This window comes from Geobacter sp., from assembly GCF_027327745.1.
In the GTDB taxonomy this organism is placed as follows: Bacteria; Desulfobacterota; Desulfuromonadia; order Geobacterales; family Geobacteraceae; genus Geobacter.
In genome coordinates this window covers 1-22705 of record NZ_DAHVYG010000018.1, presented here as the reverse complement: position 1 = coordinate 22705, position 22705 = coordinate 1, and the positions used below count along the sequence as shown (strand labels likewise).

The following is a 22705-nucleotide window of genomic DNA, read 5'->3' as shown; positions in this document are numbered from 1 at the left end:
GCAATTTGTTCCCCTCTCCTTGACGAGGCATGGTTTTGCTGCTAAACCTTTAACGCTGCCTAATAAAAGGTGCCGAAATCATTAGCCGTGTTCGGCAAGGAGGGCCATCCATGAAGCGAATGTCGCGCCTCGCCACAACTCTCGCCGTCTTTTTCGCCCTCGGCGCCGCCGCAGCGGTCCTTGCCGCCGGTCCCCCCGTCTTCGAAGTCGACCGCGAGTTCTATCCCTACTACCCCTCGCTCATCAAGTGGAACAAGTCCGACGTCCCCTTCAACGAGCCGAAGACGTGCGGCGGCTGCCACTCCAAGCAGTACCGGGAGTGGAACGGCTCGGTCCACAGCCTGGCCTTCAAGGACCCGGTCTACCAGGGGGAGCTGAACAAGGGGGTCAAGGCGGTGGGGCACGAGATCTCCCGCCAGTGCGAGGGGTGCCACTCCCCCATCGGGATGATCACCGGCGAGATCAAGGGGCCGGGGACCGCAGGGCTCTCCGGGATGGCCCTGGCCGGCGTCTCCTGCGACGTCTGCCACTCCATCAGCGGCACGACCCACTGGCAGACCCCGTCCCATGAGCCGGAGAACGGCTCCTTCATCCTGACGCCCGGGGTGGAGACCAAGGATGGCAAGACCTTCATCAAACGTGGCCCCTTCAAGCCTTCCGACAACTGCGGCGGTGGCTTCCACCAGTGCGAGGAGTCACCGCTCCACCTGAAGGCCGATCTCTGTGCCTCCTGCCACCAGGTCTACCACTATGACGCCCACTTCCCCATCGAGGCCACCTACCTGGAATGGAAGCACGGTCCCTACGCCCAGAAGGCGATCCTCTGCCAGGACTGCCACATGGTCGACATCGAGACCTTCAAGCGCTCCGCCGACCAGTTCGTGAAGCCCCAGCGGGAGGAGTACCACCACTACTTCAGCGGCGCCAACTACCTCCTCACCTACCTGGCCGCCGGGGCGGCCAAGAAGGCGGGAGACGAGAAACTGGCCCAGAGCCTCATGCAGCAGTACGACATGGCGGTGGAGCGGCTCAAGTCCGCGGCCGACCTGGAGATCTTCCCCATTTACCACGACGGCACCCTGGACGAGCTGAAGGTGCGGGTGAAGAACATCCGGGCCGGCCACAACCTGCCGACCTCCCTCTCCAACGTCCGCCAGATGTGGCTGGAGGTCACCGCCAGGGATGAAGCCGGCAAGGTCGTCATGACCAGCGGCACCCTTAACCCCGACGGCTCGCTCCCCGACACCGCCCGCAACTTCAACTCCGACGGGATGGGGAACGACTTCCACTTCGCCATCGACCCGTGGGTGGTCACCGCCTTCGCCAAGCACGACACCATCCCCCCGCGGGGGTACAAGGACGTGTACTACGGCATCCACTTCCCGGCAGGGGTGAAGCAGGTCACCCTGGAGGTCAGGCTCCGCTACCGCCAGGCCGACCAGAAGGTGGCGGAGGCGCTTCTCGGCGCCGTGCCGAAGGACATCGACCTGGAGCAGGTCTACGGCCTGAAGAGCGTGCCCCCCCTCCCCGTGGTCGACATGGCGGTGAAGCAGGGGTCGTTCCCCACGAGCAAATAGCCCCCCGGACGGAAAAAGCCCCGGAAGGATACTCTCCCCCGGGGCTTTTCCGTTCGGTTTCCGAGACGCCTCACACCGTGCACATCACCCGCCGCACCCGGTACTCCCCCCCGATGATGAGGTACTCCCCCTCTCCCTTCATGATGCTGTTGGGGAGGAGGTCGTTGAAGAAAAAGACCTTCACCAGCGGCGCCCGAATCTCCCAGACGGTGGAGCCGAACTCCCAGGCCCGCTCCTCGTCGGAGGTGAAGGAGACGAGGTTGTTGAACCGGACGATCTTCTCCCGCCTGCTTATCTCCTCCAGCGCATCGTACTCGTCCGCATCGCAGGTCCCCCGGTAGAGAGTCACCCACCGCTCATGGGGGAAGCGGCGCGCCAGCTCGTACTGGCAGAACTCGTAGAGGATGTCGAGCTGGGAATTGATGGCGTTGGTGCGGGCGCTCCCCTTGGTCCGGTCGACGGCATACTGGTAGTACGCCTCGGTGTGGATCCCTTCAATCCGGGCCCGGTGATAGGTGGGGACGATCCCCATCCGGCTCTCCACCCACCCCTTCAGGACCGCCCCCTCGACGGAGTTGGAATCCATCATCCACCCCCGCAGATAGCGGAGATAGCTGTTCTTGAGGCTCTTGCGGGCCGTGTCGGTCCGCTGGTCCTGCCAGTGGTGGAGCTGGAACTTGACCGACATGTAGTCGTTGAAGACCTCGCCCCGCTCCTCGGGGGAGCCGATCCCGTCCAGTTTCCGGAAGAGGAAGCGGTTGGCCTGGCGGACCCCCTGGACCTCCAGGAGCTGGGGGTTGTCGTTGAAATGGCGGGAGGCGATGACCCAGGGAGGGAGGTTGCAGTGATTGAATGCCGAATTCAGCATCGGGTCATCCCCTCGTTGTGAAGGAAATGCAGGGGCGATCCTTGTGATCGCCCGATAAGGCATAAAAGACGGGCGAACACAAGGTTCGCCCCTACAAAACCTTGGCGATTTCCACCAGCGTCGCCTTGATGGGGCCGTCGGCCACGAAGGCATCGACGCCGAACCGCTCTATCTCCGTCTGGGGCCCCTGCCCGATCTGGGCGCAGACCACGGCGCGGCAGCCGGCAAGGGCATCGGCAATGCCCTGCAGGATCGGGGCACGCTGGGCATGATCCGCATTGGCGGTGCAGTAACGCTCCACCTTCTTTTCATCCACCAGCCGCGCCTCACCCCCATCCACCTCGAAGATGAGGAAGCGGTCGGCATGGCCGAAGTGCTGGTTGATCTCCCTTCCATCCCTGGAAGCAACGGCGATGAGCATGGGACACCTCCTCTTCTCAAAGACCCCCCGGAGGAGCGAGATATTTCGGGTTCTGGCAAGGCTTCGCGTCTCTCCCCGGCGGAGGCGTAGCAGCGCTACGCCGCACAACGGGGAGAGATGCGAAACGCGGCCAGGTTCCGGAAGAGCTCGCTCCTTTACATCTCCACCGGCGCGAAGGTGAAGCACTTCTTCGAGCAGGTCCGGCCGCAGGCCTGGCAGCCGATACAATTTTCCGGATTGGTGACCTTCATGAACATCTTGGCCGAATCGTCCTCATCCACCTCTTCGAAGGTCAGCACGTCGTGGGCGCAGACCTTGTAGCAGCGGGCGCAGCCGATACAGGTCTCGTCGTCGATGGAGACGACAAACTCGGGGGTATACTCGGTTTTGTTCCTTCTGAGTCCGGTGATGTAAGCCATTTTTTCTTCCTCCATTATGGGTTTTGTAGGGGCAAACCTTGTGTTTGCCCAGGGTTCGGGCGATCACAACGATCGTCCCTACGAAATCAATCGTCCTCGAACGAAACTTCCCGCCCCTTGTTCATCGCCTTGCGCAGCCAGGGAGGGGGGTTCCCCCCGAGAACCTCCTGGAGCTTCCCCACCATCTCGCTCAGGCTCACCGGGGTGTTGGTCTTCATCGGATGGATCTTGAGCGCCACGAGCTTGGCCGCCGCCGGCCCGCCGATGGCCATGGTGTAGACGATGGCGCAATCCTTCAGGGCGCTGGCCCGGGCCGCGATCTTGTCCTCCTCGTCGTCGCCGTGCGCTCCGATGGTAACCGTCTCCACGAAGGATGAGGCCTCGGGGCCGATCTCCCAGATGTGGAAATTTTTCGCCATGCCGAAGTGCTCGTCGATCATCTCGCCGGTCGTCGATGTGAATGCGACTTTCATGATTTCATCCTTTCGTCCCCTCACCCCCAGCCCCTCTCCCTCAGGGAGAGGGTGGCCGAAGGCCGGGTGAGGGCTTAGTTATGCGCCAGCTTCTGCGCCTCTTTCGCGTTGGCCTGGAAGATATTCGCCGTCTCGAACAAAAGATTCATGGTCCCCCGGTACCCGATCCACATCTTCTGGTGGGCGCCGAGCCGGTCGAAGACCGGGAGCCCCGCCCGGAGATGGGCCTTGATGCCGAGCTTCGCCGCCGCCTGGCGGCCGTTGGAGTTGGCCACGATCAGGTCGCTTCCTGCCGCCGCCGTCTCCAGGTCCTCCAGATCCCCCACGAAGACCTCCTTCGCCGGGAGGCCATCGAGCCCCCTGACCCGCGTTGCCGCGATGGCCGCCTGGATCTCGCACCCCATGCCGGCCAGGAAGCCGGTCATCGCCTTCAGGTTGTCCGCCTCCAGGGCGATGGTCACCTTCTTGAGGCCGAACTGGTAGTGGCTGTCCACCATGGCGTCCATGAGCCGGCTCCGCCAGCGGCGAAACTTCTCGGGGACCGGCCGGCCGGCGATGGCCGCAAGGGTCTCCACGAAACCGTCCACCTCGGCCAGGCCGGTGATGGAGGTGAAGCCGTAACAGGGGGTGCCGAACTTCTCCTTCAGGGCCAGCCCCGCCCTGGCCAGGGAATCGCCGATGTAGATGGTCGCGCAGCTTCGTCCCGCCTGCCTGATCCGCTTCATCGACACGCCGCCGGTGGAGAGGGGGGAGACCGTGTCGTCGATGTGGCCGTCCAGGGCACAGGAGATGTCGGGGACCATGATCGGGTCGAGACCGAACGCCTCGCAGATCTCCTTCACCTCCTCCACGTCGGCCGGGGTGAGGTGGGCGCCGGGGAGGACCGTCACCTGCCCGGGGATCGTCTCGCCCCCCTCGGGGACGCTCTTCACGATCGCCTCCACTGCCGCCGCGTACCCCTCCTGCAGGGAGCCGGAGTAGTCGGGGGTGGATGCCCAGATGATGGGCACGCCGTCATGTTCCGGGTTCTCCTGCCGGAAGTGGACAATGGCGCTCCGCACATCATCCCCCATGGTCTCGGTGAGGCCCGAGGTCATGACCCCTACCACCGTCGGTTTGAACTTCTCGATGACCCGCTTGATCCCCTTCTTCAGGTTCTCCCAGCCGCCGAAGATGGCCGTGTCCTCGCTCATACTGGTGGAGTTGAGGGCGATGGACTCCTTGAAGTGCCGGGAGAGCTGGAGCCGGATGAAGGTGGAGCACCCCTGGGCGCCGTGGAGAAGCCCCAGCATCTGGTCGATGCCGAGATAGGCGAGCGTCGCGCCGAGGGCCGGGGAGTTCTTCTGGGGGTTCACCGTGGCGCACTTGGTCGGCACCTTCACCCGCGAGGCGCTCAGCTCCTCCGCCAGATGGGCCTCGGCATGGCCGGCAACCCGGGCCACGTCAGCCGACACCTCTTCCTCCGTCTTCTCCCACGGCGCCTTGCCGTTCAGAACCGGCCAGATGGGGTTGTTCACCGTCAGGTCCAGCTGTTTCGCGAAGGTCACCATCCCCTCGTAGCCGGCATAGGGGTGGGAGCGGCCGTGGTTGATGTCGAGGAACGGCGTCTTGGTCTTCAGGGCCAGGAACTTGGTCTTGCCGCCGGCCACGATCAGGTCGGGCATCTTCTCGTACATGACCGAGAGGAGCCCGGCGGTGCTGGTGTCCTCGATGATCCGGGCATCCTGGTGCATGAGGGCCTTCATCCGGTAGAAATCTTCCAGGGTCGAGTTCTGGGTGCCGGCGGCCAGGATCTCCACCCCCAGCTCCCGCAGGGCGTTCACCATGGACCAGGTCTTCACCCCGCCGGTAAAGAGGACCGAGCGTTTGCCGCTCAGGCGGAAGCGGTACGGTTCGAGCTGCTCCCGGCATTTGCGCTCCTCCTCCTCGATGAGCCGCTCCACCCGCTCCTGCATGATCCGCTTCTCCAGCCCCCCCACGGCGTTGTCCAGCTCCCGGGCAATATCCCGCAGGGCCTTGGCGGTGTCGGTCATGCCGTAGAACGACTCCTCCAGGTACGGCATGCCGTAGCTCTTCTGCATCTTCTTGGCGAGGTTGGTGAGCGATTTCGAGCAGATGATGACGTTCAGCTTCGCCCGGTGGGCGTAGCGGAGCTCCTCGAATTTCGCGTCGCCGCTGAAGCAGGAGAGGATCTGGATCCCGAGCCGGTCAAAGAGGGGCAGCATCCCCCAGAGGTCGCCGGCGATGTTGTACTCGCCGATCAGGTTGATGGGGTATTCCCCCAAAACCTTCGGCTCGGCGGTGCCGATGACCCGCTTGAAGAGGATCTCCCCCGCCAGGCGGTTGCCGATGTTCTTGTCGCCGATGAAACCGGGGGTATTGACCGGTACCAGCGGGATGGAGACCTTCGCCTGGGCCGCCTTGCAGACCGCCTCGATGTCGTCGCCGGTCATGGCGGTGACGCAGGTGGCGTAGACGAAGATCGCCTTCGCCTGGTCGCGGTAGCGCTCCGCCAGCTCGATGATCGCCTTGTAGAGCTTCTTCTCGCCGCCGAAGATGACGTCGTTCTCCAGCATCTCGGTGGTGAAGCCCCGGCGGTAGAGCTGAGAGCCGGAAGAGCGCGCCCCCCGGTTGTCCCAGGAGTTGCCGGCGCAGGCGATGGGACCGTGGACCAGGTGGATCACGTCGGTGAGCGGCATCAGCACCACCCGGGCACCGTCATAGGCGCAGGAGCGCTCGGTCCCCTCCCCCGGTTCCGACTTCTTGCAGAACTTGGGAGCGCCGGCATCGTGGGTTTCGCATTCGGATACGTCGTAGTAATCAGGTTTGGCCATGGGGCACCCCGTTTCAGCAGCTCTGGATCACGTCCCCCGGCACCGCCCGCCGGTCAAATGAAAAGCGCCACTCATCCGTCGGGATGGTGGCGCCTTTGCCACGGGTACTTCGGTTAGCTGTGCCAGGTTGCCTTCGGTAAAGCATGTGACGTGCCAAGCTCACAAGATGCGGCTCCATCGGGCTTTTTGCGCCCCACCCCCCTCTCCGCCCCCCGTCATCGCCGGCAATATGCCTACAAATTAGGCAGCTCCGTGCACGCGACACTCAGCGATCAGCCGAAGCGATAGACGAGCCGCCCTCCCTGGTACAACTCGATGGGCCCGTCCTGGGAGACCTTGATCACCTTCCCGAAGAAGGATGCGGCACAGGCGGCGGTGGTCCTCCCCCCGCCGGTGACCACCTCCCGGGCATGGGAAGTGTCGATGATGAAGCCGGTTTCCAGGAGCTTGCCGCTGCGGCTGAACACTGTCATGCCGTCGGACGAGAGGATGCGAAGGAGGGTCCCCGCCTGTTTCAGGTCGCTGATCGACCGACCCCGGACCCGGCCGATGAGGAGGCGGCCGATCGGGTCGTCCCCTCCCACCGACCCCTTCTTCAGGGGGGCCAGCTGCCTGACCCCGCGTTCATGGACGAGGACGACCGTGCCGTGCCGCATCTTGGAGAGGGCGTAGAGCGTCCAGAGCAGATCGTCGGCGGCAGCCCCTTCGAGGCTCCCGGCAAGAAACGAGCGGATGATGTCGGGGTCGAAGATCGCCCACACCCCGCGGCGTCGCACCAGGAGCTTGTCCGGCGTGATCATCACCTCGATCTCCGAGGCCCCGTTGACCGTGACGGCAAAGGCCCCGGAGCCGGCGTGCCTGACGAGGGAGAAGATCTCCCGGTTGGTCAGCCGTTCCACATCGTTATCCATCACGCCGCCGCCGGTCCTCATGATGCCGGTCACCTGCATCTGGATGTTGGCGATGAAAAAGAGGTTGGTGCCGTCGATGAAGCGGTAGGTAAGGGGGTTGTCGAAGAAGGTCGGGGAGATGGTTTCGGCGGGCTGCAGGGGGAGCAGGGTATGCTTGCGGTAGCGGAGCAGGCGGCGAAGCTCCGCCGGGGTGGTCCGATGGACGATGAAACCGGTTGTGGCCGGCTTTCCTTCGTAGCGCTGGTAGGAGAGGTTCTTCAGGAGCTGGATCAGTTGCTGGATCGGCCAGAACCCCTTCCGGTGGTCCCCCCGCAGCGAGCGGGCCACGGTGATGTCCATGATGGAGGCAAGGAGGGCCGTCCGGAAGTGGGCGGCATACCCTTCCTGCCGGAAACCGGAATAGAGCGCCGAAAACGCCGTGAGGAGCTCCCGGCAGAAGGACTCCTCGGTCCGGGTAAACGGCAGGGAGACACGCCGCGCCGTAAAGAGGTAGGGACGCTCCTCGATCGTGACGGTCTCCTGGATGGTGGTCCTGTCCCCCTTCTCCCCCTCCGCCCCGGGGACGAGATCCACCGCGGCCCCTCCGAGAAAGGATTCGATGTTGCCCCTGATGGCATCAAACACGGCAATCGGCATGGTCGCTCCCCCAATTCTATCAGCTCATTCAACAACTACACCAACGCCAACTCCAGCTTCTGCTTTTTTTGATTCGGTCAAACCAGTCGATGACTCCGTCGAACAGTGTCACCGACCGACCGAAATTCACGAAATCGTCCTTGCGCACAGGCACACGGGCAGATTGAGCCTTATCGAGCATGTGCATCATGTACATCAGGATGCTGTCGGCATTGCACGTCTTGGCGAGTTCACCGACCTCTTTCCAGAAAGCCTTCTTCGTCATGCCGACGGCCGGCACGAAGTCGTACTCCTGCATGCACAGTTTCTTCTGCCTCCCATAGTATTATAACCATCGGAACCTGATTGACGGGCATGAAGTTAACGATGCTCCTAAAAAGAAAAGGGCGCCCCCTGCAGGGAAGCGCCCTTTTCTTTTTGTCCGGTTCCCGGGTTACCGGTCCCGGCCTTATTACCTCATCATCTCGAACTGCCGATCATCGCAGGTCTCATCCACAACCTCGATGAACTTGTTGCAGATGGTGGAGACCATGTTCATCACCCCCTGGTAGCCGATGAGCGGCACCCGGTGGAGGTTCACACGGTCGAAGATCGGGAAGCCGAAGCGGAAGAGCGGGACATTGGCGTCGCGGGCCGCGAACTTGCCGTGAGTGTCGCCGATCACGCCATCGACCGGATCGGTCACAAGGAGGCTCCGCAGGTGCCAGAGGTCCTTGTTGATGTAGATCTTGCAGTCTTTGCCGTAGAGGGAGGTGTCGAGGAGCGCCTGGATATCCTTCTCAAGTTTCTTGGTCCCCTTGGAGCAGAGGATGTGGTGCGGTCTCGCCCCCATCTCCAGGAGGAACGATACGTAGCCGAGGAGGTAGTCGGGGTCGCCGTACACCGCGAACTTCTTGCCGTGGATGTACTGGTGGGCGTCGGTCATGAGGTCAACGGCCCGGCCGCGCTCGGCCTTCAGGGACTCGGGGACCGGCTTGCCGAACAGCTCGGAGATCTTCAGGATGAAGGCGTCGGTCTTGGCGATCCCGAACGGCAGCGGCATGGAGACGTGCTTGCCGGAGTAGTTGTCCTTGATCCAGGCATAGGTCTTGGCCGCCGAGTAGGGGCCGAGGTTCAGGGTAACCTTGCCGTTGATGGAGTCGGCGGCCTCGTCCAGCTTGGTGCCGCCCGGGTAGGGGCGGTAGGTGCCATCATTGGGCGAGTCGAAGACGTCGGAGATGTCCCCCAGGATGGTGTAGGGGACGCCGAAGGCCTCGAGGATCCGCTTGTACTCCCGGAAGTTGCCGGTATTGGCGTCGAAGCCGGGGATCAGGTTCAGTTTTCCCGTGCAGCGCCCTTCCACCTGCTTCCCCGCCGTCAGGGTCTGGAGGATGGAGAGGAGCATGGCGTCGTAGCCGTGGATGTGGGAGCCGTTGAAGCTCGGGGTGTTGGCGAAGGGGACCGGCATGTCGGCCGGGATGATCCCCTTGTTGCGGGCGTTTTTCAGGAACGCGGTCAGGTCGTCGCCGATGATCTCCGGCATGCAGGAGGTGAAGACGGAGATCATCTTCGGCTTGTAGAGGGCGATGGCGTTCTCGAGCCCCTCGTGGAGGTTGTTCTGGCCGCCGAACACGGCGCCGTCCTCGGTCATGGCGTCGGAGACGGCCGGGGCGGGCTCGCGGAAGTGACGGTTCAGCGTCGAGCGGTAGTAGGATGCGCACCCCTGGGAGCCATGCACGAAGGGAAGGGACCCTTCGAAGGCGTGGGCCGCAAGCTCGGCCCCCAGCGGCTGGCAGGCGTGGGCCGGGTTGATGACCAGCGAGGTACGGGCGAAGTTCTTTTCCTTGTACTCCTCGGTGTTGATCCATTCGGCAACCCGCTTGACCTCCTCCTCGGGGATCTCGGTCACCGGCTTTACTGCTATTCCTAGGTTGTTAGCCATAAGATTTCTCCTTTAGTGGGAGACTCATCCGTCACACCACAAGAATGATTTGCATTTACCTGTCGGCGTCCGATTTTTCGTCAGGTCGGCGTCGGACTGAGGGGAGCCGCGGAGGCGTAGCAGCGCTACGCCGCACAAGAGCGAGCCGAAGGCCGGCGGAAAAGCGGGCGCCGTCTTACCTAGAACGGGCTCTTCACCAGGTTCCAGGTCGGGCTGTTCACCGCCATGTCGATGTCGCGGGCAAAGATCGGGAAACCCTTGTAGCCGTGGTACGGACCGGAGTAATCCCAGCTGTGCATCTGCCGGAACGGTATCCCCATCTTCTGGAACAGGTACTTCTCCTTGATCCCGCTGCCGATCAGGTCCGGCTTCAGCGTGTGGGCGAACTGCTCCATCTCGAACTCGGAGGCGTCGTCGTAGACCACGGTGGCGTCGGGCATCTCCGGTGCGGTCCGATCATAGTCGTCGCCGTGGGCGAACTCGTAGCCGGAGCCGACGCAGACCATCCCCAGGTCCTCGTAGGCGTTGATGGTGTGGCGGGGACGAAGCCCACCGACGTAAAGCATCACCTTCTTCCCTTCGAGGCGCGGCCGGTACTCGTCGATAACCGCCTGCATGATCGGGTCGTACTTGGCGATCACCGCCTCCACCTTCGCCTTGATGGTGTCGTCGAACAGCTCGGCGAGCTTGCGAAGTGATTCCCTGATCTTGGTCGGGCCGAAGAAGTTCAGCTCGATCCAGGGAATCCCGTATTTCTCTTCCATCACCTTGCACATGTAGTTCATGGAGCGGTAGCAGTGGATGACGTTGAGCTTCACCTGGTGGGTGGCGGCGATCTTTTCCATCTCGCCGTCGCCGGTCCAGACGGCCTTGACGTTGAAGCCGCACTCTTCCAGCAGGGGCTTGGTCGACCAGGCGTCGCCGCCGATGTTGTACTCGCCGATGAGGGCGATGTCATACGGCCCGATCGGCTCGGCAAACTCGCGGGTCTCGATGATGTAGTCACGGATCGTGTCGTTGGAGATGTGGTGCCCCAGCGACTGGGAAACGCCGCGGAAACCCTCGCAGTTGCAAGGGATGATCGGGATGTCCAACTCCTTGCTTGACTGCTTCGCCACGGCGTTGATGTCGTCGCCGATGAGGCCCACCGGGCACTCGGAGAGGACCGAGATCCCCTTGGCGAGCGGGAAGAGATCCTTCGCCTCCTGCAGGAGGGTCTTCAGCTTCTTGTCGCCGCCATAGACGATGTCCTTTTCCTGGAAGTCGGAGGTGAACTGCATGGCGAAGTTTGTTACGCCGGTGATGCCGCTCATCAGGTTGCGCCGGGTCCCCCAGGAGTACCAGCCGCAGCCGACCGGACCGTGGGAGACGTGGACCATGTCGCGGATCGGCCCCCAGACAACCCCTTTGGCCCCCGCATAGGCGCAGCCGCGGGCGCTCATGACACCGGGGACGGTCTTGCGGTTGGACTTGACACAGGCGGAACCGGAAGCCTGGTCATTGGGGGCCAGGTGCGGGGCGCGCTTCTTCTTACCCTTCTCGGGGTATGCCTCCAGGACCTTGTCGATCATGTCCTGGGTCGTTTCTTTCGTGATCCCTTCCACTTTCCTGACTGCATGGGACATATTAAGCTCCTTATCTAACAGGGATATTCAGGAAAATCAGGATTGAACTTGGAGATGGGCTTCATGATTTGTCTTTTTCCTGAATATCCTGTCCATCCCTGTTAATTCATATTTTAGATTACTTCGCCGCCGCCTCGGCCACGCCCACGATCGACTCGTCCTCCGCCTCCATGATGCCGAACTCCATGAGCAGCGCTTCCAGATCGTCCATCTCCAGCGGGGTGGGAACAACCAGCATCTTGTTCTCGGAGATCTTCTTCGCCAGAGTCCGGTACTCGTCGGCCTGGGGATGCTCGGGTGAGTACTCGATGACCGTCATCCTGCGCAGCTCCGCGCGCTGCACCTGGTTGTCGCGGGGAACGAAGTGGATCATCTGGGTACCGAGCTTGGCGGCGAGGGCCTCAATCAGGTCAGCCTCACGATCGGTCTTGCGGGAGTTGCAGATGAGGCCGCCGAGGCGGACCTTGCCGGAGGAGGCGTACTTGAGGATACCCTTGGCGATGTTGTTGGCGGCGTACATGGCCATCATCTCGCCGGAGCAGACGATGTAGATCTCTTCGGCCTTGTTCTCGCGGATCGGCATGGCGAACCCGCCGCAGACGACGTCGCCGAGAACGTCGTAGAAGACGAAGTCGAGGTCGGGGGTGTAGGCGCCGTTCTCTTCCAGGAAGTTGATGGCGGTGATGACGCCGCGGCCGGCGCAGCCGACCCCCGGCTCCGGGCCGCCGGACTCGACACACTTGACATCGCCGTACCCGACCTTCAACACGTCTTCCAGCTCCAGGTCCTCGACTGTCCCGCGGTCACGCACCAGGTCCATGACCGTTGCCTGGGCCTTGGCGTGGAGGATCAGACGGGTCGAGTCCGCCTTCGGGTCACAACCGACGATCATCACCTTCTTGCCGAGGGAGGCGAGCCCCGCCACCGTGTTCTGGGTCGTAGTCGATTTGCCGATGCCACCTTTGCCGTAAATTGCGATCTGTCTCATGTTCTGTCTCCTTTTGTCCACCAATCCGTGGACTGTCTGGGAATGTGCGGGGCAACAAAAAAAGGCGCCCCATTCTTGATAATGGCGGCGCCTTTGCCTTTGATTTCTGCAAGAACACTACAGCGTATTCTCGTGATTCGCTTTTGACATTCAATTAGCATTGAGCATGCCAACTTCCAACATGGCTATTTTGCTAACTTTTTCAAAATAGCCGTCGCCGCTCAAGCCTCTTTCAGGTGCAGATGCCCAACAATTAATCAATTCGACAGCCAAAAGTCACTCAAAAGTCCCCGGCAGCAGCAAGGAGTAATTTATGCCCAAAAAATAGAAAAGGCGCCGGTACCCACCGACGCCTCCTCCCCCCTATCCCTGCACCGTTCACGCCTCGGTCAGCAGGATCGCCTCGGCAATCTGACGCATGCTTTTCCGCTTGTCCATGGCCAGCTTCTGCATCTTGCGGAACGCCTCGGGCTCCGAAAGCCCCTGCTTCTGCATCAGGATCCCCTTGGCCTTCTCGATGACCTTGCGGCTCTCCAGGGTCTCCTTCAGGTCCTCCACCTGCTCCTTGAGGCTCTCCACCTCGTCGGCACGGGCGAAGGCGAGTTCGATGGCGGGCCAGAGGTCCTGCTCCCGGAAGGGCTTGGTCAGGATGCCGCCGATGCCGCTCTCCTTGGCCCGCTTGATCGTATCGGGATCGTAGCAGGCGGTCAGGAGAATGATGGGGATCTTCAGCTTCTGCCGGATGTCACGGGCTGCCGTCACACCGTCTTTCTTCGGCATGGAGACGTCGAGGATCGCAATATCGGGGAGTCTGCTCAGGGCGAGCTGGACTGCCTGTTCACCATCGCCGCACTCAACGATCTCATCGAATCCGAGCTCCTTGAGCTTATTTTTTAAGCTCATCCTGATAATCGGTTCATCGTCGCACACCAGGGCACATCGCAATGAAATCACCACCTTACGCTGATATTTACCACTTTTGTCCCTCTATCGTGATGAGATGAGCATAAACCGTTCCAATGAGCCGCGGGGAACCGGGCCGTCATAACTTCTTTACAACGCCGCTCAGCGTGACAGAATAGATACTGCACTTTGCCAAGGATACCATTCCCCGGGAGAGTTTCATGAAGAAGAAAGTGGTCATTATCGTGCTGGTTCTGCTCGGCGCTGCTCTCGCGCTCTGGTTCGGGACCCGCCGTAACGCCCCGGGCGACGGAACTGTCAAGGTGTCAGGAAATATCGAGGTGACCGCCGTGGAGGTGAGCTTCAAGGTGCCGGGCAAAGTGCGCGAACGGCTTGTCGACGAAGGGGAGACCGTGAAGGCTGGACAGGTAGTGGCGCGACTGGATGACGAAGACCGACGGCTGGAGGTCGCCCAGCAGGAGCAGCAGATGGAGGCGCTGGCGGCAGTCCTGCGGGAGCAGGAAAACGGTTTCCGGCGGGAGGAGATTGTCCAGGCCGTCGCCGCGATGACGCGAGCCAAGGCCGAAGCCGACCGGCTGGAGACCGATTTCGTTCGCCAGGAGGCCCTGTACCGGCGGGAGGTCATACCGAAGCGCGACTTCGATGCCGCCAAGGCGGCCCGCGATGCGTCACAGGCCGAGCTTCGCGAAGCACAGGCCAGGCAGGAGTTGATGCACCGGGGACAGCGGCGCGAGCGGATCGACGCCGCCAGGGCCCAGTTCAGGCAGGCCTGGGAGGCGCTGGCGCTGGCCCGCACCCGCCTCTCCTACACCACTCTCACGGCCCCCCTGACCGGTCTTGTTCTCTCGAAGCACGTGGAGCCGGGGGAGCAGGTTGCGGCAGGAACGCCGATCATTACCGTCGGCGACGTCACCGACACCTGGCTGCGGGCCTACATCGCCGAGACCGACCTGGGCCGGGTCAAGGTTGGGCAGAAGGCCCGAATCAAGGTCGACACGTGGCCCGACCGGCACTACGAGGGGACCGTCACCTTCATCTCCCCCGAGGCCGAGTTCACGCCGAAGAACGTACAGACCGAAAAGGAGCGGGTGAAGCTCGTCTACCGGATCAAGATCACCGTCCCGAACCCGAAGATGGAGCTGAAGCCCGGGATGCCGGCGGATGCGGAGATAATCGTCGGGACCGGGGACCGGGGACCAGGAACTAGAGCCTCTCGCACCCCGCTACTCACTATCAACATATGGACGCCATCACAACCGACAACCTCACCAAGCGCTTCGGCGAGCTGACCGCTGTGGACGGCCTCACCCTTACCGTGGCCCGGGGGGAGCTCTTCGGCCTCGTCGGCTCCGACGGGGCGGGAAAGACCACCACCATGCGGATGTTGGCCGGCATCATGGATCCCACCGGCGGCGAGGCGCGGGTTCTGGGCCGCCACAGCGTGCGGGAGGCGGAGGCGATCAAGGAGGAGATCGGCTACATGAGCCAGCGCTTCGGCCTCTACCCCGATCTCACGGTGCTAGAGAACATCCACTTCTATGCCGACATCTACGGCATCCCGCGCCGGGGGCGTGACGAAAAAATAGACAGGCTGCTGACCTTCAGCAACCTCACCCCCTTCCGGCGCCGCCAGGCGGGAAACCTCTCCGGCGGCATGAAGCAGAAGCTGGGGCTTGCCTGCGCCCTGGTCCACACCCCGCGGGTCCTCTTCCTGGACGAGCCGACCAACGGGGTCGACCCTGTCTCCCGTCGGGACTTCTGGCGCATCCTCTACCAGCTCCTGCGGGAGGGAGTCACCATCTTCGTGACCACCGCCTACCTGGACGAGGCGGAGCGCTGCAGCCGGGTGGGACTGATCCACAAGGGACGGCTGCTGGCCTGCGACGCCCCGGGCCGGCTCAAGGGGCTGATGCGGGGAACGATTCTCGAAGTCCGCACCGATGCCGCCCGGCAGGCGGCCCGCATCCTGCGCAAGGGGCTCGCCGGCATCACCGTGGGGCTCTTCGGCGACCGGGTCCACGTGGTGACCGAAAAACCGGAAGAGACGGCCTCCGCCATCGAGGCGCTCATGGCACGGGAAGGAGTCGCCCTCCGGGGGCTGCGCCCCATGGAGCCGAGCCTGGAAGATGTCTTCGTCTCGGTCCTCTCCGGTCAGGAAGGTGCGTCATGACCGGCACCGATTACGCCGTCACCCTCCGGGACCTGGAGCGGCGCTTCGGCGATTTCGTGGCCGTGAACCGGATCAGCCTCGACGTGCGCCGGGGGGAGATCTTCGGCTTCCTGGGCCCCAACGGCGCGGGGAAATCGACCACCATCCGGATGCTCTGCGGCATCCTCTCCCCCAGCGCCGGCAGCGGCACCGTGGCCGGCTTCGACATCGTCCGCGAGGCGGAGGAGATCAAGAAGAACATCGGCTACATGAGCCAGAAGTTCTCCCTCTACGAGGACCTGACCGTGGAGGAGAACATCGACTTCTACGCGGGCATTTACAAGGTCCCGGCCGAGAGGCGCCGAGAGCGGAAGGAGTGGGTGATCGAGATGGCGGGGCTTGCCGAGCACCGCAGAAGCCGCACCGCCGTTCTCTCCGGCGGCTGGAAGCAGCGCCTCTCCTTGGGCTGCGCCATCCTCCACGAGCCCCCCATCGTCTTTCTCGACGAGCCGACCTCCGGCGTCGATCCCATCAGCCGCCGCAGCTTCTGGGACCTGATCTACCGCCTCGCCGGCGCCGGGGTCACGGTCTTCGTCACCACCCACTACATGGACGAGGCCGAGTACTGCGACCGCCTCGCCCTCATCTACCGGGGGGAGCTCATCGCCCTCGGCACGCCGGAGGAACTGAAGACCGAACGGATGGCCGAAGAGATCGTGGAGGTGGCCTGCGACCGCCCCCAGGAGCTGATGGAGGAGATTGAGACCATCCCCGGGGTGAAGCATGCCGCCCTCTTCGGCCGGGGGCTCCACGTGGTGACCGGCGACGCCCGGGCTACGGTACCGGCCATAGGCCGAATCCTCGCCGCCAGTGGCGTCACTGCAGAGCACATCGAGAAGATCGTCCCTTCGCTGGAGGATGTCTTCGTCTCCCTCATCGAGGCCCGCGACCGGGAGGAAGGGACGCAGCGGGAGTTCGCCCGATGAAGCTGCAGCGGATCAAGGCCGTGGCCCGGAAGGAGTTCATCCACGTCTTCCGGGACATCCGGAGCCTCATCATGGGGATCGCCATCCCGATGATGCTCCTCTTTCTCTTCGGCTACGCCCTTACCCTCGACGTTGACAACGTCCCCCTCATGGTCTGGGACCAGAGCGGCACCCCGGCGAGCCGCGACCTGGTGAGCCGATTCAGCGGCTCGCGCTACTTTTCGCTGAAGGGATACGCCACCGACTACCGGGAGATCGAAGGGGCCATCGACCGCCGCGACGCCCTCATGGCGCTCGTGATCCCCCGCAGATTCGCCGCCGACCTCCAGGCAGGCCGTACGGTGCGGGTCCAGGCCATCGTCGACGGAAGCGACTCCAATACCGCCACGACGGCGCTGGGTTATGCAGAGTTCATAGTGGACGGTTACAGCCGCGCCGTCACCCTGGAGCAGACCCGCCGCGCGGTCGACACCCTCCCCCGTCCTCCCCTCGCCCCGGAGCCCCGGGTCTGGTTCAACGCCGACCTGGTCTCCCGAAACGCCATCGTTCCCGGCCTCATCGCCGTCATCATGATGGTCATCGCGGCGCTCCTCACCTCCCTCACCGTGGCGCGGGAGTGGGAGACCGGCACCATGGAGCAGCTCATCTCCACCCCCCTCACCGGGGCGGAGCTGATCGCAGGCAAGCTCGTCCCCTACTTCTGCATCGGCCTCTTCGATCTCGTCGTGGCGCTCCTTGCCGGGCGTTTCATCTTCCAGGTGCCGATGCGGGGAGAGCGGTCGCTGCTCCTGGGGACTTCCATCCTCTTTCTCGTGGTGGCGCTCGGCCTGGGGATGCTCATCAGCATCCTGGGGCGGAGCCAGTTCGCCGCCAGCCAGTTCGCCATGGTGGCAACGCTCCTTCCCGCCTTCCTCCTCTCGGGGTTCGTCTTCCCCATCGCCAACATGCCCCTTCCCCTCCGGGCGTTCACCCACGCGATCCCGGCCCGCTACTTCGTCACCATCCTGCGGGGGATCTACCTCAAAGGGGTGGGGCTAAAGGTGCTGGCGGGAGACATCCTCTTTCTCGCCGTGTTCGGGTCGCTCGTCTTCGCCCTGGCAGTACGAAAGTTCCGGAAGAAGATGTAGCCATGTTCGAGCGCCTGAAGACCATGCTCATAAAAGAGGCGATCCAGATCTTGCGGGATCCGAAGATGCGGTTCATCATCCTCGTAGTTCCGGCGGTCCAGATCACCATCTTCGGCTATGCGGTCAACACCGACGTCAAGCATATCGCCACGGCGGTGTACGACCTGGACAACAGCGCCACGAGCCGCGACCTGGTGGCCCGGCTGGAACGTTCCGGCTACTTCGACATCGTGCGGCGGGTGGGGCGGGAGGATGAGGTTCGTGACCTCCTGGACCGAGGAACGGTGCGGGCCGCGGTCCAGATGAACCGGGGATTCGAGGAGGCGATCCGCGCCGGGCGGACCGCCCCGCTTCAGATAATCGTCGACGGCACCGATCCGAGCACCGCCCGGATCGTCGTCAGCTATTCGGTGAAGATCGCGGAGCGGTTCAGCGATCAGATCACGACGGAGCACCTCGTGCGGCAGGGAGGTCGGACCATGAAATTCGGGGCCGTGGATCTCGAAAGCCGCGCCTGGTTCAACGACAACCTGGAGAGCCGCAACTTCTACGTCCCCGGGGTCATTGCCTCCATGGTCCTCATAACCACCATGATGCTCTCCAGCATGGCGGTGGTGCGCGAAAAGGAGATCGGCACCATGGAGCAGATCATCGTCACGCCGATCCGGCGTTGGGAGTTCATCGTCGGAAAGCTCGTGCCGTTCGCCGTCGTCGGCTACATCAATGTCACCATCGTGGCATGCGTTGCCCTTTTCTGGTTTCACATCCCGCTGCGGGGAAGCATCCCGCTGCTTGTGGGCGCCACCGCCCTTTTTCTGATGAGCACCCTGGGCTTCGGCCTCTTCGTCTCCACGGTGAGCCGCACCCAGCAGCAGGCGATGATGAGCTCTTTCATGTTCACCTTCCCCGCCATGCTCCTCTCAGGCTTCGCCTTCCCCATCGAGAACATGCCCCGGAGCATCCAGTACGCCACCTACCTGAACCCGCTCCGTTACTACCTGGTCATCGTCCGGGGAATCTTCCTCAAGGGAATCGGCCTGAACATCCTCTGGCCGCAGGTGGCAGCACTGGCACTGCTCGGCGGCACGATCCTCGTCTTTGCGGTCGGCCGTTTCAGGAAGACGGTCGGGTAGGGAGACAATTCACACACGAAAAAGGGCGCTCCGGATTGCTCCGCAGCGCCCATCGGGTGTACAGTATAGCAAAGGTCAGGATGTCTTTCTGCCCCTGCCTCTCCCGGCTTTGGTGGTCTTTTCCAGCCTCTCGGCGATCCCTGCCACCTCTTCGAACCCTTTGGCATAGAATGCCTCCTCCTCGGGTTCCAAGTGATAGAGCAACTTCAGAAACTCCCCGGCATGAACCCGCTCCTCGTCAGCAATGTCGCGCAGAACCGCCTGGGCCAGGACGTTATCGGTCGATTCGGCCAGCTGAATGTAGAGCTGAATCGCCTCATACTCGGCGGCAACCATGAAGCGAATGGCCCGCACCAGTTCGTCATGGGTCAGCTTTCTGCCGTTGGCAAGAACGGCAAACGGTGATCCGAAGTCAGGCATGGAATCCTCCCTCTTCACAGGAAATTGAATTACGCCGCAGCCAAACGCACAGAGCGTCTCAGGCAACCCCCATCGCCCTGTCAACCACCTCGTACCTGACGGTTGTGTGCGAAGAGCGACGGCTTGCCGAGTGGGCGAGCCCCCCAACCTTGCGAAACATCTCGTCGACGCCGGCAGGAGGAGACATGAACGTTGCCGCACCGATGCCGAACGGCACCTGCCACTCGTTCTGCCTCAAGAGCGCGGTGAGTTGCTCCTGGAGCTTCTTCACGACCACGCGCCCGGACTCGTTGGGGGTCTCGGGAAGCAGTACCGCAAAGGTGGCATAGTCGAGCCGCGCCGCCATGTCCGTTCCCCGGACCGCGGAACGTACCACCTCAGCAACAGAGCGGAGCAACGACGAAATGTGCCCTGAATCCCCCGCCGACCTCAGCGTCGCAAGGTCAAATTCAATGAACGCAAGGGTAAAAGGATGATCATAGCGCTCCGAGCGCCGTACCTCCACGAGTGCCAACTCCTGAAAGAACGTTCCGCTCAGCATTCCGGTGAGTGGATCGAGACGTGTCATCTGCTTCCGGTAGTCTTGAGCAGATTTGAGCGCTGCAAACAGCATGACGAAAACAAGGAAGAGCCCGGCTTGCCAGGCAAGATTCCAGAGCTGGACGCCGAGCACTCCCGGGTCATGGGGATCGTATCTGTTGACGACGTACCAGATGCCGGAAGAAATAAACGCCGCAACAAAGCCGTTGCGGCGAGATCCCGACCAGGTAATGAGCGCAAGAGGAAGAAGATAGAAAGGTTCGATGGTGAGCTGTTTGGTCAGATAATCAATAAGCCCGAGCAGAACTATCAGCACATACCCCAGCGCCACTAATCCCTGCCGCGACTGCCTGTCCATATACTCGGCGACTTCTTTCATCTGGTCCCCGCCCGGCTGACCTCGTCCGGGACTTCCACAGACGTGACTGCTCCGCCGTATCGTTTCCCGGTGCATTTCCCTTTGCCCGTACTCCAATACTATCATTAAATACCAGAGTATACGGCAAGATTCAATTCAGTAGTTGCTAGATGCATGTGCACGGCCCCTGCATTCCACCAGGGGCCGCGGCCGTTTGTGGCAGACTTCCAGGCGTTTTCCTCCGATAGTCCTCGCCGCATCAGGTTCTTTGCTTTGAAGATAATCGCCTTCTCGCCCGGATGCGACTGCCTCATATGCGATTTCTGTTCGTCGGGCCGGGACTTTGCCTGCGGCTTCCTTCAGATTCCGGGTCGCCCCGGACACCCTTGCCGTCCGGCTATCGGTTCCCACCATCAGGGTCCGAAGAGGACTTGCACTTTGAAGTCACCAACCAGCCACCATAACTGATTGGATGGCGCTTACGCGCCACGCGCCACGCCTGGCGCACAACCAAAAAGGGCGGTCCCTCACGGAACCGCCCTTTCGGACTTCTTGTTGCCGGCAGTATTTTCTATTCAGCCTTGGTTACGACAACCTTGAGAGTCGCCGCCACCTCGGGGTGAACCTTGACGCTTGCCGTAAACTCGCCGACATGCTTGATCGGCTCGGCAAGCACGATCTTTTTGCGCTCGATATCTACCCCCTGGGCCTTCAGAAGATCCGCAAGCTCCATGTTGGTGACGGCGCCGAACAGCTTCCCTTCCTCGCCGGCCTGGTGGGCGACGGTGAGGGTAAGCGCTTCGATCTTTGCCACAATAGCTTTCGCCTGTTCCAGAACCTTGTTGCGCTTGTACTCGAGCTGCCGCTTGGCGTGCTCGAGGGCCTTGGCGTTCTTCTCGGTCGCCTCAATGGCAAAACCGCGCGGAATGAGATAATTTCGGGCATATCCCGGCGCTACCTTCACGATGTCGCCAATGTGACCGAGGTTGTCGAGGTTTTCCTTGAGAATCACTTTCATCGTTTTCTCCTCCCAGCCTGATTAGTTACAGGTTTTTTGGTTTTCTCGGCCTGCGGAAGTCCGCCCAGAGGTCAAACAACCCGAGAAGCGCAACCGCGATGGCCAGGTACGCCTGCATCACGAGCATGGCGTAAAAAAGGTACCGGAGCAATGCCGGCACGGAATACGTTTCGAAATAATGCCTGACGATCGCCAATCCCTGTAAGAAGTAGAGGAATCCGGCAACCGTCGCCACGTTCAGGGCGGCGGCGTTCACGACATTGTTGTCGATCAGCAGCGAAAAACCGACGGCAATGGCAACCCAGACCAGATAATCGGGATTGCGAAAGCTGTTGAAGGGAGCGATCCGGATCGGCGCCGGCAGGCGGTTCGCGAAGCGGCGCAGCAGCATGACATTGATTCCGGCCACTATCGACTGCCCGATCAGAAGCAGCGCCGGGTAGAGGCGAGAGAGCACCTCCCCTCCCTGCTCCAGTGCGTCCCGGAACGGCTTGAGCTCATCCCCTTTGATTCCCCTCTTTTCATAGAGAGAGAGGGCCTGGGAGATGCTCTCCCTGATCCCCGCCACGACTCTTTCGTGCAGGTCGACCCCGCTTGCGACGCTATACACCGCTGCAGCGGCAGCAGCAAGCCCGAGCGTGACCAGAACCGCCGTCGCTATCGACCGGCTTGCCGAATATCCTCGGGCTACGCCCCATCCCAGGGCCAACGCCAGGAGGGCCGACTGACCCAGGTAAAGTACGGACGCTTCAGGGCCACCCGCCAGTGCCACGAGCACCGCCGCCAGGAGCACGAGCCCGATTCCCGCCCGGTTGCCGCGCTTGAGTCCGAAGTATAGCGCGGGAAACGGGGTTAGCGCTGCAGCGGGAAGACCGATGACCGGAAGGTTCAGGAAGGCGGCGAATAGTGTGACTGAGACGACGCCCCCCTTGACGACGTCGAGGAGGGCGCCCTTCGTGTCGCTGCTCATCAGGCGGCCGGTCACCTATGCCATGACGTGTGCGGAGGCGATCGGGATCAGGGCGATATTGCGCGCCCGCTTGATCGCCTCGGTGATCTCCCGCTGGTGGGCGGAGCAGTTACCGGAGATACGGCGCGGTACGATCTTGCCCCGCTCGGTGATGAAATAGCGGAGGGTCCGGGGATCCTTGTAATCGATGGTTGCCTGCTTATCGGCGCAGAAACGGCATACCTTCCGCCGCTGGAACGGTCTTTTCTTCCGGGGGCCCGACGGGCGCTGGCCAGCCGGTCTTTCCGGTCTTTCGGGTCTTTCGGTTCTCTCTTCACTCATGACTGGTCACCTCCCTTATTCGTTCTCTGCCGGGGCAGCTACGGCTTCGGCGGCCGGCTCGGCAGGCGCAGGGGCCTGAACTGCCG

The 22705-nt window shown here is 62.5% G+C and carries 22 protein-coding genes; 6 read left to right on the top strand and 16 right to left on the bottom strand.

Features of this window, described 5'->3' with window-relative positions:
- Positions 1 to 110: 110 nt before the first annotated feature.
- On the top strand, positions 111 to 1577 hold the full coding sequence (locus tag M6689_RS03195) for a cytochrome c family protein (protein ID WP_298267740.1): 1467 nt from the start codon (positions 111 to 113) through the stop codon (positions 1575 to 1577).
- A gap of 70 nt (positions 1578 to 1647) precedes the next feature.
- Here M6689_RS03195 and M6689_RS03190 read toward each other — a convergent pair whose 3' ends face one another.
- From M6689_RS03190 to M6689_RS03140, 11 genes are all read right to left on the bottom strand, one after another.
- The gene (locus tag M6689_RS03190; protein WP_298267738.1) at positions 1648 to 2445 is read right to left on the bottom strand and encodes an NAD(+)--dinitrogen-reductase ADP-D-ribosyltransferase; all 798 of its coding nucleotides are present in this window, start codon (positions 2443 to 2445) and stop codon (positions 1648 to 1650) included.
- Between the two features lie 91 nt (positions 2446 to 2536).
- Complete coding sequence (locus M6689_RS03185) at positions 2537 to 2866, bottom strand: NifB/NifX family molybdenum-iron cluster-binding protein (RefSeq protein WP_298267735.1); 330 nt, start codon at positions 2864 to 2866, stop codon at positions 2537 to 2539.
- Positions 2867 to 3021: 155 nt separating this feature from the next.
- Positions 3022 to 3285, bottom strand: a complete 264-nt coding sequence (gene fdxB, locus M6689_RS03180; RefSeq protein WP_298267732.1) for a ferredoxin III, nif-specific — start codon at positions 3283 to 3285, stop codon at positions 3022 to 3024.
- Between the two features lie 86 nt (positions 3286 to 3371).
- On the bottom strand, positions 3372 to 3758 hold the full coding sequence (gene nifX, locus M6689_RS03175; RefSeq protein ID WP_298267730.1) for a nitrogen fixation protein NifX: 387 nt from the start codon (positions 3756 to 3758) through the stop codon (positions 3372 to 3374).
- A 74-nt stretch (positions 3759 to 3832) separates the two neighbouring features.
- The gene (locus M6689_RS03170) at positions 3833 to 6592 is read right to left on the bottom strand and encodes a bifunctional nitrogenase iron-molybdenum cofactor biosynthesis protein NifEN (protein ID WP_298267728.1); all 2760 of its coding nucleotides are present in this window, start codon (positions 6590 to 6592) and stop codon (positions 3833 to 3835) included.
- A gap of 272 nt (positions 6593 to 6864) precedes the next feature.
- Positions 6865 to 8139, bottom strand: a complete 1275-nt coding sequence (locus M6689_RS03165) for a hypothetical protein (protein ID WP_298267726.1) — start codon at positions 8137 to 8139, stop codon at positions 6865 to 6867.
- A gap of 28 nt (positions 8140 to 8167) precedes the next feature.
- Positions 8168 to 8437, bottom strand: a complete 270-nt coding sequence (locus M6689_RS03160) for a hypothetical protein (protein WP_298267723.1) — start codon at positions 8435 to 8437, stop codon at positions 8168 to 8170.
- Positions 8438 to 8590: 153 nt separating this feature from the next.
- Positions 8591 to 10060 (bottom strand): nitrogenase molybdenum-iron protein subunit beta, encoded by a 1470-nt coding sequence (gene nifK / locus M6689_RS03155; RefSeq protein WP_298267720.1) that lies wholly within the window; start codon positions 10058 to 10060, stop codon positions 8591 to 8593.
- Between the two features lie 179 nt (positions 10061 to 10239).
- A complete protein-coding gene (gene nifD / locus M6689_RS03150) occupies positions 10240 to 11685 on the bottom strand; it encodes a nitrogenase molybdenum-iron protein alpha chain (RefSeq protein WP_298267717.1) in 1446 nt (481 codons plus the stop codon).
- A gap of 118 nt (positions 11686 to 11803) precedes the next feature.
- On the bottom strand, positions 11804 to 12673 hold the full coding sequence (gene nifH, locus M6689_RS03145) for a nitrogenase iron protein (RefSeq protein WP_298267714.1): 870 nt from the start codon (positions 12671 to 12673) through the stop codon (positions 11804 to 11806).
- A 378-nt stretch (positions 12674 to 13051) separates the two neighbouring features.
- Positions 13052 to 13618 carry a response regulator gene (locus M6689_RS03140; RefSeq protein ID WP_366949722.1) on the bottom strand — a complete coding sequence of 189 codons (567 nt, stop codon included), beginning with the start codon at positions 13616 to 13618 and terminating at the stop codon, positions 13052 to 13054.
- A 179-nt stretch (positions 13619 to 13797) separates the two neighbouring features.
- Here M6689_RS03140 and M6689_RS03135 point away from each other — a divergent pair, with 179 nt between their 5' ends.
- From M6689_RS03135 to M6689_RS03115, 5 genes are read left to right on the top strand one after another with little or no spacing between them, the layout of a single operon-like run.
- Positions 13798 to 14886 (top strand): HlyD family efflux transporter periplasmic adaptor subunit, encoded by a 1089-nt coding sequence (locus tag M6689_RS03135; RefSeq protein ID WP_298267708.1) that lies wholly within the window; start codon positions 13798 to 13800, stop codon positions 14884 to 14886.
- A complete protein-coding gene (locus M6689_RS03130) occupies positions 14838 to 15767 on the top strand; it encodes an ABC transporter ATP-binding protein (protein ID WP_298267705.1) in 930 nt (309 codons plus the stop codon). Before M6689_RS03135 ends, M6689_RS03130 begins: the two co-directional genes overlap by 49 nt.
- Positions 15764 to 16732, top strand: a complete 969-nt coding sequence (locus tag M6689_RS03125) for an ABC transporter ATP-binding protein (protein WP_298267702.1) — start codon at positions 15764 to 15766, stop codon at positions 16730 to 16732. The genes M6689_RS03130 and M6689_RS03125 overlap by 4 nt, the downstream gene beginning before the upstream one ends.
- Positions 16729 to 17859 carry an ABC transporter permease gene (locus tag M6689_RS03120; RefSeq protein ID WP_298267698.1) on the top strand — a complete coding sequence of 377 codons (1131 nt, stop codon included), beginning with the start codon at positions 16729 to 16731 and terminating at the stop codon, positions 17857 to 17859. The genes M6689_RS03125 and M6689_RS03120 overlap by 4 nt, the downstream gene beginning before the upstream one ends.
- A gap of 2 nt (positions 17860 to 17861) precedes the next feature.
- Positions 17862 to 18992 carry an ABC transporter permease gene (locus tag M6689_RS03115; RefSeq protein ID WP_298267696.1) on the top strand — a complete coding sequence of 377 codons (1131 nt, stop codon included), beginning with the start codon at positions 17862 to 17864 and terminating at the stop codon, positions 18990 to 18992.
- A gap of 75 nt (positions 18993 to 19067) precedes the next feature.
- Here the strand turns inward: M6689_RS03115 and M6689_RS03110 are convergent, their stop codons facing one another.
- The 5 genes from M6689_RS03110 to rpsR form a co-directional block, all read right to left on the bottom strand.
- Positions 19068 to 19412 (bottom strand): ferritin family protein, encoded by a 345-nt coding sequence (locus M6689_RS03110; RefSeq protein ID WP_298267695.1) that lies wholly within the window; start codon positions 19410 to 19412, stop codon positions 19068 to 19070.
- 58 nt (positions 19413 to 19470) lie between these two features.
- Positions 19471 to 20331, bottom strand: a complete 861-nt coding sequence (locus M6689_RS03105) for a diguanylate cyclase (protein WP_298267693.1) — start codon at positions 20329 to 20331, stop codon at positions 19471 to 19473.
- Positions 20332 to 20881: 550 nt separating this feature from the next.
- A complete protein-coding gene (gene rplI, locus M6689_RS03100; protein WP_298267689.1) occupies positions 20882 to 21328 on the bottom strand; it encodes a 50S ribosomal protein L9 in 447 nt (148 codons plus the stop codon).
- Positions 21329 to 21353: 25 nt separating this feature from the next.
- Positions 21354 to 22298, bottom strand: a complete 945-nt coding sequence (locus tag M6689_RS03095) for a YybS family protein (protein ID WP_298267686.1) — start codon at positions 22296 to 22298, stop codon at positions 21354 to 21356.
- Positions 22299 to 22313: 15 nt separating this feature from the next.
- Complete coding sequence (gene rpsR, locus M6689_RS03090; protein WP_298267684.1) at positions 22314 to 22619, bottom strand: 30S ribosomal protein S18; 306 nt, start codon at positions 22617 to 22619, stop codon at positions 22314 to 22316.
- Positions 22620 to 22705: the final 86 nt, after the last annotated feature.